Source organism: Mesorhizobium sp. CU3, from assembly GCF_006442965.1.
Taxonomy (GTDB): Bacteria; Pseudomonadota; Alphaproteobacteria; order Rhizobiales; family Rhizobiaceae; genus Mesorhizobium.
Genome location: NZ_VFWX01000025.1, coordinates 81,306 through 96,989 on the forward strand (window position 1 = coordinate 81,306; position 15,684 = coordinate 96,989).

The following is a 15,684-nucleotide window of genomic DNA, read 5'->3' on the forward strand; positions in this document are numbered from 1 at the left end:
TTCTCCTCCCGTGTCACGCGCCGCAACAATTGTTGGCCCAGCGTCAGCACCCGGCACTGCGTCGGATGCTCTCGCCCTAACTCGCCCTTGTCATCTCGCTGTTGTCATCTCGCTTTGTCGTAGGCGCCAAGACCGGGCTTGTAGCTCTTTTCGTCGATGAACTGGCGGATGCCTTCCTTGCGGCCCTCATTGTCGAAGGAATTCGCCGCCTCCTGCGCCCGCACCAGATAATCCTCGGCATTGTCGTAGGTCATCTCGGCGACGCGGCGGATCGCGTCCTTGGTCGCCTTGAGCGCGACCGGGTTCTTCTGCAGCAGGATACCTGCTACTTCGGCGACCCGCGCCTTGAGCCCGCTGAGCGGCACGCTCTCGTTGACCAGCTTCCAGGCGGCCGCCTTGCGGCCATCGATCAGCTCGCCGGTCAGCGCGTGGTACATGGCATCGCGCATCGACAAGAGATCGACCACCACCTTGGTGGCGCCGCCGCCGGGCAGGATACCCCAGTTGATCTCCGAAAGCGCGAACTGCGCCTCGTCGGCGGCGAAGGCCAGGTCGCAGGCAAACAGCGGGCCATAGCCGCCGCCGAAGCACCAGCCATTGACCATGGCGATGGTCGGGAGCCTGTACCAGCGCAGCCGCCGCCACCAGCCATAGGCCTCGGACTGCGCCTTGCGCACTGCGCCCAGACCCTTCGCCTCGGTCTCGCGAAAATATTCCTTGAGGTCCATGCCGGCCGACCATGCGGCACCCTCGCCCGACAGCACCAGAACGCCGACATCGTCGCGGAACTCGAGTTCGTCGAGAACCTGCATCATGCGCCGATTGAGCGCCGGGCTCATTGAATTGCGCTTGGCTGGCCGGTTGAAGCGCACCCAGGCGATACCGCGCTCGACCTCGAAGGCAACCGTGTCCTCGGCTTCGCTGGTCTTCCCGGTCATGGCGGCCTCCTCCCATATTGCTATGCTGCATAGCCTTTATCTTTGCTATGTCGCATAGTATTTTTACCTTGACAAGGGCATGGATCGCGGCGATCGATCAGGCATGAGCGAGACTAGAGTTCGTAACGCTGCCGCCGAGGACGCTCTCGACGCGCAGATCGGCTACAATCTACGGCGCGCATCGGCGCTGGCGCTCAACGATTTTTCCGTCGAGATGGCGGAAACGTCACTACGGCCGGTTACCTATGCCATGCTGGCGCTGATCGACGAGAGGCCCGGCGTCCGTGCCGCCGAGCTTTGCCGGCTGCTCGGCATGAAGAGCGCCAACATGGCGCCGCTGCTCGGCGAGTTGGAGGAGCGCGGTCTTATCGCGCGCGACGATCATGCCGAGGACAAACGCGTACAGGAGCTCAACCTGACCGAGTCGGCCAAGGCGGCGATGCCCGCCTGGCGGCGCAAGGTGCGCCGGCACGAGGAGCGTTTCCTGCAGCGCCTCAGCCGGAACGAACGGGCGACGCTGTTGCGGCTGCTGAGGCTGATCTGGGTAGACGAAGCGGAGTGAGAAGTCGGCGCCTCGACTTGCGAAAGATCACCGGCAAACAAAGAGATGGCGGCACGGGCTGCCGGACTGATTCATCCACGCGAGTGGAAAAGCCGGCCTTGCGCGATGGGCGTTTCCTCTCCCTCCCCATCTGTGGAGGGAGAGGAAAGGCGAGTCACTTCGTCAGGTCGATCGCGGCGGTCAAATCGCCCATCGGCGTTGCCATTGGCGGCCAGCGCCTTGTCGCGAACTACGATGCCCTGCAGCACCGGCAAGTCGTAAAAGAGACCTGGACGCGGGCGAATGGGACATGGTGAGATGCCTCGTGGCTGGGAATGGCTGGAGGACGGCAACGCATAAACCGACATGGATGCAGCTACTTCGGCGCCTTATCAGCTTTGTGACATTTGCCGGCGCGCCGAACACGGTTTCGTAAGCAAGCCAACCAGTCATCAATCCTGCGTCCCTACTCGCGAGCGAATTCGGATGGAAAGATGACGATAGGACGATGGAAGGGTCAGACTACCGCGGTCGTCGCTGCAGCGATGGTCGGCTTGGCTGCGCCTGCGAACACCGCCGGGCAGGATGGCGTCCATCCGGGCCCGATGTCGCGCCAGGAAGCCTTCGCCCGTGCCGACGCGCTGACGGCACTCGGCCGGCAGATGTTCTTCGACCCTTCGCTCTCGGCATCCGGCAAGCAGGCCTGCTCGTCCTGCCACGATCCGAACCACGCCTTCGGGCCGGCCTCGGCGACGCCGGTCGAGATGGGCGGGCCTAGCCTCGACCTGCCTGGACAGCGCGCGGTGCCTTCGCTGCGCTATCTGCAGGCGTCGCCTGCCTTCACCGAGCATTTCTACGATTCCGAGGACGAAGGCGACGAGAGCGTCGACAACGGCCCGACCGGGGGGCTGACCTGGGACGGTCGCGCCGACCACGGCAAGGACCAGGCGAAGATCCCGCTGCTTTCACCCTTCGAAATGGCGAACAAGGACCCGGCGCAAGTGGCAGCGAGCCTGCGCAAGGCGCCCTATGCCGACGCCTTCAAGGCGGCCTTCGGCGCCGATGTCTTCGACCACCCGCAGGATGCCTTCGACGCCGCGGTCGAGGCGCTCGGCACCTTCGAGCAGAGCAGCGCCGATTTCTACCCCTATTCTAGCCGCTACGACGCCTTCCTCGCCGGCAAGGCGCAACTCAGCGCGCAGGAATTGCATGGTCGCACGCTGTTCGAGGACGAGAGCAAGGGCAATTGCGCCAGCTGCCACCTGAGTGAGCCCGCCAATGACGGCGAACCGCCACAGTTCACCGATTTCGGTCTGATCGCGATTGCCGTGCCGCGCAATCCGGAAATCCCGGCCAATGCCGATCCGAACTATTTCGACCTCGGCTTGTGTGGACCGCTGCGCACCGACTTCAAGAGACGCACCGAATATTGCGGCCTGTTCAAGACACCGACGCTGCGCAACGTGGCGCTGCGCAAAAGCTTCTTCCACAACGGCCGCTTCCACACGCTGCGCGAGGCGGTGGCCTTCTACGCCAGCCGCGACACCGATCCCGGCCGTTGGTATCCGAAGAATGCCGACGGCGCGATCAAGAAATATGACGATCTGCCGAAGGCTTATTGGCCGAACCTCAATACCGATCCGCCCTTCAACGGCAAGAAGCCAGGCGACAAGCCGGCGCTGACCGATGCCGAAGTCGACGACATCGTTGCTTTCCTCGGCACGCTGACCGACGCCGACCAGGCGGGGCAGTGACGGTCGACTGATTGATCGATTGACGGCGGAGGGCCGCTTCTGCGATCCTTTTTGCAATCGCATGGCCTCGGAGGCCGGCATGGGTCGCAGACTCGCTATCGCCGTAATTGCCTGCGTCGGCCTGCTCTGCGGCGCCGCGTTCCTGGTCGTCGCTCAAACTTCTGTCCCCGCGGAAGCGATCCGGTCTTCGGTCATACGCACGCCGGAATTGATCGACCGTGCCTGGAAGCTGCCGGTGGCCGCAACGTTCAATTCCGAGCTCGACTGGCAATCCAATTCGTCACGATGCGGTCCGGCGAGCCTTGCAAACATGTTTCGCTCGATCGGCGAGGAGGCGACAACCGAAGCCGAAGTCCTCGACGGAACGGGTAAGTGCTGGACCGGCTTCTGCATTATCGGGCTCACGTTGGACGAGGTTGCCGAACTGGCGCAGGCCAAGACCGGTCGTAAGGTGACATTGTTGCGCAACCTGACGGCGGCGCAATTTCGCGAGCATATGATGCACGCCAACGATCCGGGTCGCCGCTACATCATCAACTTCACGCGCAAGACGATCTTCGGCGCTGGGGCCGGTCATTTCTCGCCGATCGGCGGATATTTGGAAGCCGAGGACATGGTGTTCGTCCTCGATGTCAATGAACGCTACAAGCCCTGGCTGGTCGAACGAGAGCGACTGTTCTCGGCCATGGATACGGTCGACAGCGATGGCGGTCAAAAGCGCGGGCTGCTTCTGATCGAGTAGCGCGACCGCCTTCCCGCCGGGCCCAACTGTGTGGACTAAGCCATAATGTGTGGGCCGGGTCATAGGAACATCCAGCAACAACTGCTATATTAGCACTTCATCAGAGCGGGGGCTCGAATGAGGTACGTCGCGGTGCAGGAACCGCCCCATCACAGTTGGGCGGTGGTCGATACGATCAATGACGCGCCTGCGGAATATGGCGGTCGCGTGCTTATCGGTCTGACCTTGCGCGAGGCCAGTTGGTTCGCAGCCGTCGCCAACGATGACGCACCGCGGCGCAGCCGGCCCGCCGCACGGTTGGTGCTGGTGTGGCCGAGCGCCAGTGGCGCGTCCCCGGCCCGGGAAAAGCACAGTCGAACAGGCCGTTAAAGCGGCAAGCTGCCGGATTGATTCAGACAGCCAAGGGCGGAGCGAGCTCACAAGGTCGACGATTGGCGAAATTGCGGGTAGCCGCGTTGTGATAGGGCGGCGAGCGCGCCGAGTTAGCGCCAGGCGCCGCTGCCGCCGGCAATTGGCCCCTCAACGCTGTCAACAGTCTTCGCCCTCCCCGCTCCCCCTTCACTCCACCCTTTGCTAGGCTCCTGCAACCCCGCAACAGGATCGCCCATCCATGATCGTCCAGGCTTGCATCAACGGCGCCCGTCCCAGCGACTTCCACCCGGCGCTGCCGCTCGATCCTGACGCCATGGCGCGCGACGGCGCCGCTTCCATCGCGGCGGGCGCGGCCGAGTTGCATGTCCATGCGCGCGGCGCGGATCGCCGGGAAAGCTTGGCGCCGGAAGCGATGGACGAGACGGTGGCCGCCATCCGCCGCGCCTGCCCAGGCACGCTGATCGGCGTCTCCACCGGCGCCTGGATCGAGAAGGACGATTTGCGCACGCTGATCGCCATCTCAGGCTGGCGCGAATTGCCCGACTATGCCTCGGTCAATCTCAGCGAGACGGCCGCGCCAGTCGTCATGGAAAGCCTGCGCCAGCGCGGCATCGGCATCGAAGCGGGGCTGGCGTCCGTTGCCGACGCCGAACGCCTCGTCAGTCTCGATCATGGCGGCCGGGTGCTGCGCGTGCTGATCGAGATTTCCGAGCAGGCGCTCGACGAAGCATTCGCCGTCGCCGACGGCATCGAACACGTGCTGCAGCGCGCCGGCATCAGGCGCTCGATCCTATTGCATGGCGAGAACGCGACAGTGTGGCCTTTTGTCAAGCGAGCGGCGGCGCGGAAGTTTTCCACGCGGGTCGGGCTGGAGGACGGCAAGGAACTGTCGGACGGGAGTGTAGCGGCGGGAAATGCCACGCTGGTGGCGGCGGCGGTAGGGATTTATCGCAGGGCGTAGGGGAGATTGGCGCTCCGGTCTCACTGCGTATCCGCGTTGGCCCTCAACTCCGCGCGCTTCTCGTCCGACACGACCGCAAGGTCCAGCACCTTCTGCAGGCCCGCCGCGTGGCGGAAGCTCGGCTCGGTCTGCACGCCGCTTCTCACCGCCTCGACGAAGCGCTGGTAGTTGGTCGGCACGGTGCCGGCGTCGATCTCCTCCCATTTGGCGGTCTCGATATTTTCGCCAATGCAGGCCTTGAGAGCCGAGCCTTCGAGATTGTGCACCACCTCGATGCCGCCCTTGTCACCATAGATGCGCAGACGCAACTCGTTCATGTGGCCGGTCGCCCAGCGGCTGGCGTGGACCACGCCGACGGCGCCGTTGGCGAAATCCACCGTCATGGCGAAGCTGTCATTGGCGTCGAGGTCGTACTCGCCGATGCGGTTGCCCGGCGCTTTGTCGAAGGCGCGCAAGCGACAGAAGACATGGTCGATGTCGAGCGCCGCGCCATAGCTGGCGAAATCGAGGATGTGGATGCCGACATCGCCGAGCACGCCGTTGGAGCCGTGGCTGCGCGACAGCCGCCACAACCATTTCGGATCGGTGCGCCAGTCGCCCCAGAATTTCGACACCAGCCAGCTCTGCAGATAGGATGCCTCGACATGGCGCACCGTGCCGATCTCGCCGGCCTGCACCATTTGGCGCGCCTTCTGCAGCGCAGCCACGTTGCGGTAGGTGAGGTTGACCATGTTGACGATGCCGGCGGCTTCCACCGCGTCGGCCATCTCACTGGCCTTGCCGAAATTCTCGGCCAGCGGTTTCTCGCACAGCACCGGCTTGCCGGCGGCTACCAGCGCCATGGTGGTCGGGTGGTGGATGCGGTCGGGCGTGACATTGGCGACCGCGTCGAAGTCGCCCCAGTCGAGGGCGGCTTCCAACGATGTGAAGCGCTTGGGGATCTTGTAAGCATCTGCGTATTCGCCGACACGAGCAGGATCGACGTCAACGGCACCGACGATGTCGACGCCCTCGATGGCGCCGAAGCGGCGGGCATGTTCCTGCGCCATCCAACCGGTACCGAGTATCAAAAGCCGCATTTTGAGCTTCTCCGAGCGATTTGGTTCGATTCAATGATGGGAAGGTTTAAGCGCTATCGTGACGCAATTCCAGACGGACGATTTTAGCGGAAGCCGGCCTCGCCATGCGCGTGCAGCTTGGGACCACGCTCCTCGATCGGCTCCAGCGCCTTCTCGACCGGCACGTTGGGCGCGTTGAGAATGGCGGCGTTCCTGCCCTGCGGATTGTGCGCCCATTTCACAGCGTTGCGCAGCACCTTCTGCACGGTGGCGTCGTGATAGGTCGGATAGGTCTCGTGCCCGGGCCGGAAGTAGAAGACGTTGCCGGCGCCGCGCCGGTAGGTGAGCCCTGAGCGAAAAACCTCGCCGCCCTGGAACCACGAGATGAAAACCGTCTCCAGCGGCTCAGGCACGGCGAACTGCTCGCCATACATCTCCTCGTTCTCGAGCTCGAAGAACTCGCCGACGCCTTCGGCGATCGGATGATTTGGGCTGGTCACCCACAGCCGCTCGCGCTCGCCGGCCTCCCGCCATTTCAGCGTGCAGGGCGTGCCCATCACCCGCTTGAAGATTTTCGAGAAATGACCGGAATGCAGCACGATCAATCCCATGCCTTCCCAGACCCGTTTGGCGACGCGTTCGACCACCGCGTCGGCGACGGCGCCATGATCCTTGTGGCCCCACCAGACCAGCACGTCGGTTTCGGCAAGCCGCGTCTCCGGCAGGCCGTGTTCCGGCTGCTCCAGTGTCGCGGTCGAGGCGGAGATACCCTTGCCGGCGTTCAAAGCCTTGGCGATGGTGGCATGCATGCCTTCCGGATAGATGCCGGCGACCACCTCGTTGGTCCGCTCATGGATGTTCTCGCCCCAGACGACTGCGCGAATTGTCATGGATAGCCTCGTGCGATGTGTGAGGTGGAGCCGCCCCGCGCCATAGATAGCGTCTTCGGCCGCTATTGGAAGCGGTTTTCGACGCCGCGGCGAAAGTGCTGTTCCGAACAACGACATACGCCCATATGTTGCCGGCCTGATTCAACCGCAGCATGCCCAATTGGCAAGCGCCGCGCCTTGGCTAAAATGTAAGCCATGAGCGAAGTGCTTATAGGAGCAGCGATCTTTGCTTGTCTGGCCGGAGCCTCGCTGGTCAGCCTGATGGTGCATGAGCGCTTCCCCGCTCATCATCTCGGGGACGACACTAGCGGGGTGGTGCGGCTCGCCGCGAACCTCTTCGTGGTGATGTCCTCGTTGGTGCTCGGCCTCATGATCAACTCGGCCAAGAACACGTTCGAATCCATCAACGGCAACGTCCATACCTTCGCCACCGACCTTATCCTGCTCGACCGAACGCTCCGGCACTACGGACCGGAGACGGACAGCGCCCGGCAGTCGCTTACCGCCTATGTGCAGCGTGTCGTCGAAACCTCCACCGCCGACAGCGACACGACCGTGGTGCCGAACAGGCTGTCGGAACTGCTGCTCAATCAGGTTGGCGACATCGTTGCTGGATTGACGCCTGCCGATGCCAAGCAGATCGCCGCCCAGCAGGCCGCGACACAGCAGTTGCAGAAGGTGCTCGAGCAACGCTGGATACTTGCCGAGCAGTCCGAGGGCGCCATTCCTGCGCCGCTAATCGTCCTGCTTGTCGCCTGGCTGACGCTGATTTTCGCCAGCTTCGGCTTCCGGGCACCCCGCAATGGAACGATCGTCTTCACATGCCTCGCTTCCGGGACGCTCGTGGCCGCGGCGATCTACCTGATCATCGATATGGACTCGCCCTTCTCAGGCCCGATCCAGGTTTCGCCAGCGCCCCTGCAAAGGGCGCTGGCAGAAATGACGCAATAGTCCGTCACCAGTTGATCGCCTCAAACGCTCACGCGATCCATCGTCTCGAGCAACAGCTTTGCGGCCACCTCGGCGCCGTCGGCGCGGATCAGGCGAGCAACTGCGTTCGCCCGGGCTTGGGTTTCGGGCGCGAGCGCCTTTTCCAGCACCGCCGCCAAAGACGCCGTCGTCGGTTTCGGCCCGTCATGCGCGGCGCCGATGCCAAGCTCGGCTATGCGACGCGCCCAATAGGGCTGGTCGCCGATCTGCGGCACGATAACCTGCGGCGCCCCTGCCCGCGCGGCAGCAACCGTGGTACCGGCACCGCCATGGTGCATGGCGACGGCGACGCGCCGGAACAGCGCCTGCTGGTTGACCTCGCCAACGGCGAAGCAGTCGTCCCAATCGTCGATCGGCACGAGTTCGGCCCAGCCCCGAGCAATGACAACGCGCCGGCCATGGGCGCGGATCGCCTCGACGGCCACGCGCGCCGCCTCCTTGGCGACCGCAATGGAGCCGAAGCCGACATAGACCGGCGGCGCGCCGTCGCGCAGGAACGCCTCAAGCGCCTCCGGGAGCGGCCGCTCGTCGGGCAAGATCGCGGCGCCGGTCTGCACGGCCTCGATCAGGTCTGACGGCTGCCAGGGGCCGAGCACCGGATCGCAGGCGAGCAGCACGGGATTGCCGTAGACATAGGCTCGAACATCGTCCAGCGGCGGCAGGCCGAGCCTCGCGCGCAGGCCGTTGATCGCCTCGCCGAACAGCGCGTTCTTGGTGGCGATGTCGAAGTCCCACAGCGCCCGGTTGTCGGTGACATCGGCCGGAAGCGGGTGTCCGGGATATTCATGCGGCCGGTTGCGCGCCGAGGGCAGCCAGATCGGGCAGAAGGTGCCGAGCATATAGCGGACGCCCTTCTTCTCGGCGACCAGCCGCGCGGCAGCGCAGGACGGGAACAGGCCGAACGCCACGATGGCATCGCAGCCCTCGGCCGCGGTGGAGAGCACTTCGTATTGCCGCCCCACGATGATTGCGGCCTGGCTCGAGATCAGTGCGGCTATGTCGTCCGGCGCCGACTTGGTTCTAATGCGTATCATCTCTTTCGCCCATTCGCGCACCGGCGCAAAGGCCGGGAAAAGCGGCACGCCGGCGCGGGCAAGCAGGGCCGCGAACTCCTCGTCGCCCGGCGCGCTTACCCGCGCATCGGCGCCAAGCGCCCGCAACGCCGCGCCGAGCGCCGCCAGGGGCTCGACGTCGCCGCGCGAGCCATAAGTCGTCAGTAAGATCCGCATGCCGTGCTCCGTTGTCGTTTGATCGGAGCAGCGTCAATACGCGATACCGGGGGTCTTGCCGCAAGCCCGGGGTGCGCCATATGTACACTCTGGGAAGAGGAGTTTCCTTCTCCCTGCCTTGCCGCAACCCACACGAATGCGCGCGCCCGCCGGAACCTGATGTCCTGACGGGGTGAGAAAAGTTCGGTCGAATTTCTGAAAGCCGGCAATCCGCCGGCCGACAAATTAGCCCGAGCGGCCTTCCTGGGCGACCTGGGTGAGCGGCTTGTTCAGTCGCGGCACGACGACCAGGCGCTTGATCTTGCCTTTCTTATAGGCGGCAAGGAAGCGGTGGTAGTCCCTGAAGACGACGCAGCCATTGGACTCGGCGCGGCCGCCGCGCAGCATATAGGTGTGCGCGAGCAGGCCGTTGCGGCCGTATTTGTTGTTGCCGCTGGTCGGCGTCAGGCGGATCGCCTCGACACCATGAAAGCGCGATTCCCGCAGCGTCAGATTGTAAGTGTCGGGCGGCGTCGGGCCGACATTCTTGCGGTCGACGAAGCGCGGCTGGTCAACCATCGAGCCAAGTCCGGAATGCGCCTCGAGCTTCGAGCCGTCCGGCATGTAGACGGTCTTGGCCGAGATGTCATAGACGGCGACCCCGTTGCCCGTCGAGGGCCCGTTGAAGAGGTTGCTGAATGCGCTGCCGAGGCCGCCTCTCTCCGGCGTGTCCGGCTTGGCATAGGCAAGCATCTCGGAGGCCTGCGCCTTGGTCTTCTTCGTCGGCTTGGAGGTCGCCACGAGCGGCTTCGAGTTCGGCACGCCCGGCAGCGCCTGGACGCCGTTTCGCGGCGACATCATCGTTGGCGTGCTGTCGGCGCTGTCGTCGTCGGCGGCGGGCTGGGGCTTGGCCCTCGCAGCCTGCGGCCTGGAGGGCTTGTCGGGCTTGGCGGTGTTTTCCTCAGCCGAGTCGGTGGCGCGCTGGAGCGTCGTGCGCGGTCGGAGGCCCGGCACGTCGATCGAGTCGGGCAAATCACCCTGTGGCGGCAGCGAGGCGACCTGATACTCGCCGTCCTGGCCATTGTCCGAATTGGCGGCGACGTCGGGCGCGGCGCCATTGGCAAGCGCGACAGCGGTCGGCACGTCGGCGGTGTCCTCGGGCGCAATGTTGGCGAGTGCCAGCGCCAGCGTGGAGGCATCGGCTGTTGCGCCGGTCGGCTGCGGGCCGAAGCGGGCCGCGTTCGGCGCGCCCGTCAGCGCGCCGCCAAAGCGGTTTGCCGTAGGCAGACTGGCCATCAGGAAGGGCGCATTCTCGGCACGGGCGAAGGCATCGGCAAGCTTCTGCTGGGACAAGCCCGCGCGCTTAACCACGACATCGAACTGGTCGGCCACGCCGGCGGCCGAAGCCACAACGACGACCTTCTCTTGTGTGACGCTGTCGGGCCGCGGCAGCTTCAGGCGGGCCATCTTGCCGTCCGGCTTCAGCACTCCGCCTTTCAGTTCATCCAGCGTTTGCTTCAGCTTATCAGAGACTTGTCCGTCATGCATGAAGCTGGTTGCGAGGCTGAAGCAGCCAGCATCGCAGCCGCCGGTGAGCGAGCCGGTCTTGTAGCCGCTGGCCGCCGCAAGCCGCGGCGCCCAGGCATTGGCGAGTTTGCGGCGCTGGTCGCCCAGCGCGATATCGCGCGGCGAAAGCAGGCTCGGCAATCCGTCGGAGGCGGCGTTGAGCGAGGTGCTGACTGAGTAGAGGCCGGCCAAGGTGGCCACCGACCATAGGGCGACAGCGGCGCCGACAGCGGGCACCACCACCCAGCGATGGCCGGATTTCCTGGACTTCATCTCCCCATGAGGAGCGTCACCCCGATTTTTCAAACGCAAAAACGCCATACGACCACTCTCAATCGGCATGCAGGCTTGCGGGCCGTGCATCCGTCACGATCACAGTTCGCCGGTGCCCCCTGCACCTTCACGCGTCTGTTGCCGATTGATTCAAAAGATGGACAAAGTTGGTTAACCAATCCCTCCACCAATCGCCATTTTGGCGACGGTCCACACGAAAAAAGAGCCCTCCATGGTCTTCGCCACGGTAGAAATGCTCTCCCTCACCCGACTTGCTGCCCGTTTTTCCGGCCTCTGTCAAGAAAACGTGAAGGCTGGAACCGCATGCACTTTTGCCGCGTAGTAAGCGATTTGGGTCAAATTGCGACCCTGCGACGAATCCCGAGCGGCGAGGTTGGAAATCTTGTGGACCAACCTACGGCCAGACGAGTGCCGGGCAACGCAAGATCGCCTCTGGACCGCCGCCGCGCCAGCAATTTCGAACGGCGAAATCACAAAAGCGATGGCCGGCGAAGTATACGCCAGGATTTGATAGGCAAAATAGCGTTCATCGCATGGACACCAGGGAATTGAAGGCCCCGAGGGATGCGCTGATGCGCCTGGTGACCCCTGACATGATGCCGAAGGAACTGGTCAAGACGGTTCGCAAGGAGCTCCCCTAAGCGAGGAAGAAGGACATCGCCCGTGCCTGCTTCCACGGTCTCATCGCTAATGCCGACGCGGATCCCTGCAAGTCGCGCGACCTGCAGGCCTTCGCGCCTGCCGAGCGCACGCAGTTGTCGGAACACCCTTTGAAACCGTAAAAATTGCGCCATCGGCGTTCTCGGAAAATTAATAAGGGATTTCTAATGTGATGGCTCTAACCGCCCGTGAGCCTCATGACCAAGAACCTTGGCAACGCCGAACCCAGCGCCCCGGCGAAGGATACGAACCCCTCTTTGCTCAGCAAAGCGGCGCCGGCCTTGTTTCCGCTGGTGGTCGTGGCGCTGGGCTATGTCGTCGGCCGGCAGTTCTTCGGCTTCTGATACTGACTGCCAAGGCGCCAGCGCAAACGGCGGCTATCCCTTTACCTAATCTTCAACGATGCCTCCCATCCTGCGCCGCCGGGGGCGGACAGGACTGAGGTCGATGCATCGGATGCTTATGGACACCCCGCCGCTGGCGATGGACGATCTCGCGGAAGCCGAGCGGCTCGAGGCGCTTAGCCGCTTCGACGTCTTGGACACGCCGCGCGAAGAGACTTTCGACCGCATAACGCGGCTGATCAAGAACATCTTCGACCTGCCAATCGCCATCGTCTCGATGATCGACGGCCACCGGCAGTGGTACAAGGCCTATGAAGGGCTTGAGAACCGCGAGGTCGCCCGCGACGAAACATTCTGCAAATACACGCTGCAGGACATGACGCCGCTGATAGTGCCGGATGCGCGCGACGACTCGCGTTTCGCGCAGAACCCGATGGTCACGGCCGGCCCGCAGATCCGCTTCTATGCCGGCGCGCCGCTGCGCACCAATGAGGGCCAGAATATCGGCACGGTCTGCGCCATCGGTTTCGAGCCGCGCGCCTTCTCCCCGCGCGAAAGCGCCATCCTCACCGATCTCGCGGCACTCGCCATGGATGCATTGGAATTGCGCCAGCAGGCCTCCATCGACAGCCTGACCGGAGCGCTGTCGCGGCGCGCCTTCAAGGATCAGGCGGCGCAGGCCCTTGCGCTGGCGCAGCGCCACAAGCACGGCCTTGCCTGCATCGCATTCGACCTCGACCATTTCAAATCGATCAACGACCGCCATGGCCATGCCACCGGTGACAAGGTTCTGGCCGCGGTCGCCGAGGCCTGCCGTGCCGAATTGCGCGGCAGCGACCTGTTCGGCCGGCTGGGCGGCGAGGAGTTCGCGCTGATCCTGCCGCATACCGACAGCGCGCATATGGGCGGCGTCGCCGAGAAGCTGCGCGAAGCGATCTCGCGCCTTGCCGTCAGCAATGGCAGAACCCACGTGCCGGTGACGTCCAGCTTCGGCTTGGCGGCGCTCGACGCACGCACGCCCGATATCGACGCACTGCTCGCCAATGCCGATGCCGCGCTTTACGAAGCCAAGGCCGCCGGCCGCAACCGCTGCGTTACCTGGCGGCCGGCCAACGACAAGCCTGCCGGTCCGCGCCGGCGTGTGCTCAAGGCAGGACGCATCCTGTTCAACAACCGCACGTCATCGATCGACTGCACGGTGCGCACGCTTGCCGACGATGGCGCCGGCCTCGACGTTTCGAGCTCGATCGGGGTGCCCGATACATTCAGCCTGGCGATCCGCTCGGACGCTTTCGAAGCGCGCTGCCGCATCGTCTCTCAGACCGAGCGGCGCATTGAAGTCGAGTTCTGCTGAAGTATGGCGCAAAAATGCGCCAGTCGAGCTGTATATCGTTTTTCTTCATTAGATAGTGCAAATATATAGGAGGTCGGCCACCGCCTCGTACTAAAGGCCAAGCTAATGCGCTTTCCGGCAACTCGCCCCGCTCTAGATCGTATTTCGGACAAGGGGATACAATTCTTCCTTCAAAGAGCAGGAGCTGTGCATGGTGTCGGGAGAACCAGACAGTGTCCGAGTAAAGGCCATCAACGGCCAGTGGATCGTGCGCATCGTCGAAGGCGGGAGGCTGACGCAGCAGGTGTTCGACATCCACGCCGAAGCCGAAAGCTTCGCCGAGGAGGAGCGGCTGCGGCTGGGATTGCCCGGCGAGCCGCCGGCGGCGGAGCCGGCCGAGATGCGGCGCAGGGGTAGCGCGCGGTGAAGTCTTCAGCACGGGCCGGATCATCCTAAGGCAGGCCCTGCCTGAGCAATTTGCTCCTAGCGCGGTTATGGGGATAACAATCGGCGGACGGGAGCGCTGCCGATGTGCAATCTTTACAACATCACCACGAGCCAGGAGGCGATCCGGCAATGGACGCGCGCGTTACGCGACATTTCGGGCAATCTCGAACCTTCGGTCGACATTTACCCGAACCAGCCGGCGCCGGTTGTACGCAACGCCGCCGACGGCAGCCGCGAACTCGCGAACCTGCGCTGGGGCATGCCAACGCCGGCCGAGCGCGTGCGCGGCAATGCCGATCCCGGCACCACCAACATCCGTAACCCGCAATATGGCCACTGGCTGCCTTATCTCGGCGTGGAGAACCGATGCCTCGTGCCTGTGACAAGTTTCGCCGAACCCTCGCCCACGCCCGGCGACAAGGACCCTGAAACCGGGGTGCAGAAGAACTTCTGGTTTGCGTTGAAGGACGAACGACCGCTGTTCTTCTTTGCGGGGTTTTGGACATCATGGCATGGCGTGCGCAAGGTGAAGGAAGGTCCTGGCGACCACGAGCTATATGGCTTCTTGACGACGAGGCCGAACGCCTTGATCACGCCGATCCATGAGAAGGCGATGCCGGTGATCCTGACGACACAGGAGCAAACCGAGCTTTGGCTGAGCGCGCCGTGGTCCGAGGCAAAGGCCTTGCAGCGGCCGGCTGCGGACGACGCCTTGGTAATCGTCGAAAAGCCGGCGACACAGATCAAATTTCCGGCCGAGCCGCCAGCGCAGGGGTCGCTGTTCTAGAGCGTTTCACCGTTTCACGGAACCGGTGAAACGCCCTATCTCTTTGTTTTTACGCAATTCCGGACGGAAAACCGATCACACTTTCCCTGGAATTGCTCTAGGAAGAGCGCTACCCCCTCGCCTTCTGCAGAACCCAGATATAGCCCTTGGGCGGATGGTCCTGGTCGATGAACTGGGTCTTCACCACCGTGTCCTTGCGGTCGCAGCGCTTGCAGCGGAAGCGAATGGCTTCCAGCGGTTTGTTCCAGCCGACCACCTTGGCCACATCGTTCGCCTTGAAGCGGCCGGCGTGGTAGCAATGGCGGCATTCGACGATGAGCAGCATGTTGGCCTTCGCCGCCCGGCCGACGTTGTCCATGGGTCCGGCCATTTGTCATATCCGGCCGACATTGCCTTCGCACGGCCGGAAAAATCTCTCATAACGGCTTTTCTGTCTGCTCAACGCGGCTCTCCCCGATCCCGAGCAACCGCCCCATCTCCTGACAAAATAGGAACGCATTCCTCGTCGAGTCAATTCGCACCTTGACATTTTTGTTCTCTTTTTGTTCACTTTCCAATGCAAGCGAGAGGAGCAACGAAGATGGACAATATCGTCAGGCTCGACAGCCGGCAGGAAACGTCGCTTCAGGCGATCGCCGACAGATTCATTGCCCGGCACAAGGGCGACGCCGTGAAGGCATTGAAGGAGATGATCGTGCTCAACGGGTATCTCCAGGAGCAGTTGGATGCGCTTGCCGCGCCGAAGGGCGGCAAAGTGTCGAACGCTGGATAGACTGCCATCCGCCCGCGCGACTGGCGG

At 63.7% G+C, this 15,684-nt stretch carries 17 protein-coding genes; 11 read left to right on the forward strand and 6 right to left on the reverse strand.

Annotation, left to right across the window (positions count from 1 at the left end):
• Window positions 1-104: 104 nt before the first annotated feature.
• Window positions 105-938 carry a p-hydroxycinnamoyl CoA hydratase/lyase gene (locus FJ988_RS28965; RefSeq protein ID WP_140822500.1) on the reverse strand — a complete coding sequence of 278 codons (834 nt, stop codon included), beginning with the start codon at window positions 936-938 and terminating at the stop codon, window positions 105-107.
• 103 nt (window positions 939-1,041) lie between these two features.
• Here FJ988_RS28965 and FJ988_RS28970 point away from each other — a divergent pair, with 103 nt between their 5' ends.
• The 5 genes from FJ988_RS28970 (at window position 1,042) to FJ988_RS28990 (ending at window position 5,308) form a co-directional block, all read left to right on the forward strand.
• Window positions 1,042-1,500 (forward strand): MarR family winged helix-turn-helix transcriptional regulator, encoded by a 459-nt coding sequence (locus FJ988_RS28970; RefSeq protein WP_140822502.1) that lies wholly within the window; start codon window positions 1,042-1,044, stop codon window positions 1,498-1,500.
• 473 nt (window positions 1,501-1,973) lie between these two features.
• Window positions 1,974-3,233 carry a cytochrome-c peroxidase gene (locus tag FJ988_RS28975; RefSeq protein ID WP_140822504.1) on the forward strand — a complete coding sequence of 420 codons (1,260 nt, stop codon included), beginning with the start codon at window positions 1,974-1,976 and terminating at the stop codon, window positions 3,231-3,233.
• 79 nt (window positions 3,234-3,312) lie between these two features.
• Window positions 3,313-3,975: a phytochelatin synthase family protein gene (locus FJ988_RS28980; RefSeq protein WP_140822506.1), complete on the forward strand. Its 663-nt coding sequence runs from the start codon at window positions 3,313-3,315 to the stop codon at window positions 3,973-3,975.
• A gap of 117 nt (window positions 3,976-4,092) precedes the next feature.
• Window positions 4,093-4,344 carry a hypothetical protein gene (locus tag FJ988_RS28985; RefSeq protein WP_140822507.1) on the forward strand — a complete coding sequence of 84 codons (252 nt, stop codon included), beginning with the start codon at window positions 4,093-4,095 and terminating at the stop codon, window positions 4,342-4,344.
• A 241-nt stretch (window positions 4,345-4,585) separates the two neighbouring features.
• Window positions 4,586-5,308 (forward strand): 3-keto-5-aminohexanoate cleavage protein, encoded by a 723-nt coding sequence (locus FJ988_RS28990; RefSeq protein WP_140822509.1) that lies wholly within the window; start codon window positions 4,586-4,588, stop codon window positions 5,306-5,308.
• 20 nt (window positions 5,309-5,328) lie between these two features.
• Here FJ988_RS28990 and FJ988_RS28995 read toward each other — a convergent pair whose 3' ends face one another.
• Complete coding sequence (locus tag FJ988_RS28995; RefSeq protein WP_140822511.1) at window positions 5,329-6,387, reverse strand: Gfo/Idh/MocA family protein; 1,059 nt, start codon at window positions 6,385-6,387, stop codon at window positions 5,329-5,331.
• A gap of 83 nt (window positions 6,388-6,470) precedes the next feature.
• Window positions 6,471-7,256, reverse strand: a complete 786-nt coding sequence (locus FJ988_RS29000; RefSeq protein WP_140822513.1) for a ThuA domain-containing protein — start codon at window positions 7,254-7,256, stop codon at window positions 6,471-6,473.
• A gap of 195 nt (window positions 7,257-7,451) precedes the next feature.
• Here FJ988_RS29000 and FJ988_RS29005 point away from each other — a divergent pair, with 195 nt between their 5' ends.
• Window positions 7,452-8,207 carry a DUF4239 domain-containing protein gene (locus FJ988_RS29005; protein ID WP_140822515.1) on the forward strand — a complete coding sequence of 252 codons (756 nt, stop codon included), beginning with the start codon at window positions 7,452-7,454 and terminating at the stop codon, window positions 8,205-8,207.
• A 20-nt stretch (window positions 8,208-8,227) separates the two neighbouring features.
• Here FJ988_RS29005 and FJ988_RS29010 read toward each other — a convergent pair whose 3' ends face one another.
• Complete coding sequence (locus FJ988_RS29010; RefSeq protein WP_140822517.1) at window positions 8,228-9,475, reverse strand: glycosyltransferase; 1,248 nt, start codon at window positions 9,473-9,475, stop codon at window positions 8,228-8,230.
• Window positions 9,476-9,700: 225 nt separating this feature from the next.
• The gene (locus tag FJ988_RS29015; RefSeq protein ID WP_140822520.1) at window positions 9,701-11,293 is read right to left on the reverse strand and encodes a DUF2778 domain-containing protein; all 1,593 of its coding nucleotides are present in this window, start codon (window positions 11,291-11,293) and stop codon (window positions 9,701-9,703) included.
• Between the two features lie 878 nt (window positions 11,294-12,171).
• Between FJ988_RS29015 and FJ988_RS29025 the strand changes: the two genes are divergently transcribed.
• The 4 genes from FJ988_RS29025 (at window position 12,172) to FJ988_RS29040 (ending at window position 14,885) form a co-directional block, all read left to right on the forward strand.
• On the forward strand, window positions 12,172-12,318 hold the full coding sequence (locus FJ988_RS29025) for a hypothetical protein (protein ID WP_140822521.1): 147 nt from the start codon (window positions 12,172-12,174) through the stop codon (window positions 12,316-12,318).
• 103 nt (window positions 12,319-12,421) lie between these two features.
• Window positions 12,422-13,672 carry a sensor domain-containing diguanylate cyclase gene (locus FJ988_RS29030; RefSeq protein ID WP_246688691.1) on the forward strand — a complete coding sequence of 417 codons (1,251 nt, stop codon included), beginning with the start codon at window positions 12,422-12,424 and terminating at the stop codon, window positions 13,670-13,672.
• A gap of 190 nt (window positions 13,673-13,862) precedes the next feature.
• Window positions 13,863-14,078, forward strand: coding sequence for a hypothetical protein (locus FJ988_RS29035; protein WP_140822523.1), 216 nt, complete (start codon window positions 13,863-13,865; stop codon window positions 14,076-14,078).
• 102 nt (window positions 14,079-14,180) lie between these two features.
• The gene (locus FJ988_RS29040) at window positions 14,181-14,885 is read left to right on the forward strand and encodes an SOS response-associated peptidase (RefSeq protein WP_140822525.1); all 705 of its coding nucleotides are present in this window, start codon (window positions 14,181-14,183) and stop codon (window positions 14,883-14,885) included.
• A gap of 109 nt (window positions 14,886-14,994) precedes the next feature.
• Here FJ988_RS29040 and FJ988_RS29045 read toward each other — a convergent pair whose 3' ends face one another.
• Window positions 14,995-15,255, reverse strand: a complete 261-nt coding sequence (locus FJ988_RS29045; RefSeq protein WP_140822527.1) for a hypothetical protein — start codon at window positions 15,253-15,255, stop codon at window positions 14,995-14,997.
• A 210-nt stretch (window positions 15,256-15,465) separates the two neighbouring features.
• Between FJ988_RS29045 and FJ988_RS29050 the strand changes: the two genes are divergently transcribed.
• Complete coding sequence (locus FJ988_RS29050; protein ID WP_140822529.1) at window positions 15,466-15,657, forward strand: hypothetical protein; 192 nt, start codon at window positions 15,466-15,468, stop codon at window positions 15,655-15,657.
• The last annotated feature ends 27 nt before the right edge of the window (window positions 15,658-15,684 follow it).

Coding starts and splice junctions, on each gene's coding strand:
- FJ988_RS28980 (WP_140822506.1), top strand. CDS start 3,313: ATGGGTCGCAGACTCGCTATCGCCGTAATTGCCTGCGTCGGCCTGCTC.
- FJ988_RS29050 (WP_140822529.1), top strand. CDS start 15,466: ATGGACAATATCGTCAGGCTCGACAGCCGGCAGGAAACGTCGCTTCAG.
- FJ988_RS28970 (WP_140822502.1), top strand. CDS start 1,042: ATGAGCGAGACTAGAGTTCGTAACGCTGCCGCCGAGGACGCTCTCGAC.
- FJ988_RS28975 (WP_140822504.1), top strand. CDS start 1,974: ATGACGATAGGACGATGGAAGGGTCAGACTACCGCGGTCGTCGCTGCA.
- FJ988_RS28995 (WP_140822511.1), bottom strand. CDS start 6,387: ATGCGGCTTTTGATACTCGGTACCGGTTGGATGGCGCAGGAACATGCC.
- FJ988_RS28985 (WP_140822507.1), top strand. CDS start 4,093: ATGAGGTACGTCGCGGTGCAGGAACCGCCCCATCACAGTTGGGCGGTG.
- FJ988_RS29005 (WP_140822515.1), top strand. CDS start 7,452: ATGAGCGAAGTGCTTATAGGAGCAGCGATCTTTGCTTGTCTGGCCGGA.
- FJ988_RS29030 (WP_246688691.1), top strand. CDS start 12,422: ATGCATCGGATGCTTATGGACACCCCGCCGCTGGCGATGGACGATCTC.
- FJ988_RS29000 (WP_140822513.1), bottom strand. CDS start 7,256: ATGACAATTCGCGCAGTCGTCTGGGGCGAGAACATCCATGAGCGGACC.
- FJ988_RS28990 (WP_140822509.1), top strand. CDS start 4,586: ATGATCGTCCAGGCTTGCATCAACGGCGCCCGTCCCAGCGACTTCCAC.
- FJ988_RS29025 (WP_140822521.1), top strand. CDS start 12,172: ATGACCAAGAACCTTGGCAACGCCGAACCCAGCGCCCCGGCGAAGGAT.
- FJ988_RS29035 (WP_140822523.1), top strand. CDS start 13,863: ATGGTGTCGGGAGAACCAGACAGTGTCCGAGTAAAGGCCATCAACGGC.
- FJ988_RS28965 (WP_140822500.1), bottom strand. CDS start 938: ATGACCGGGAAGACCAGCGAAGCCGAGGACACGGTTGCCTTCGAGGTC.
- FJ988_RS29045 (WP_140822527.1), bottom strand. CDS start 15,255: ATGGCCGGACCCATGGACAACGTCGGCCGGGCGGCGAAGGCCAACATG.
- FJ988_RS29015 (WP_140822520.1), bottom strand. CDS start 11,293: ATGAAGTCCAGGAAATCCGGCCATCGCTGGGTGGTGGTGCCCGCTGTC.
- FJ988_RS29040 (WP_140822525.1), top strand. CDS start 14,181: ATGTGCAATCTTTACAACATCACCACGAGCCAGGAGGCGATCCGGCAA.
- FJ988_RS29010 (WP_140822517.1), bottom strand. CDS start 9,475: ATGCGGATCTTACTGACGACTTATGGCTCGCGCGGCGACGTCGAGCCC.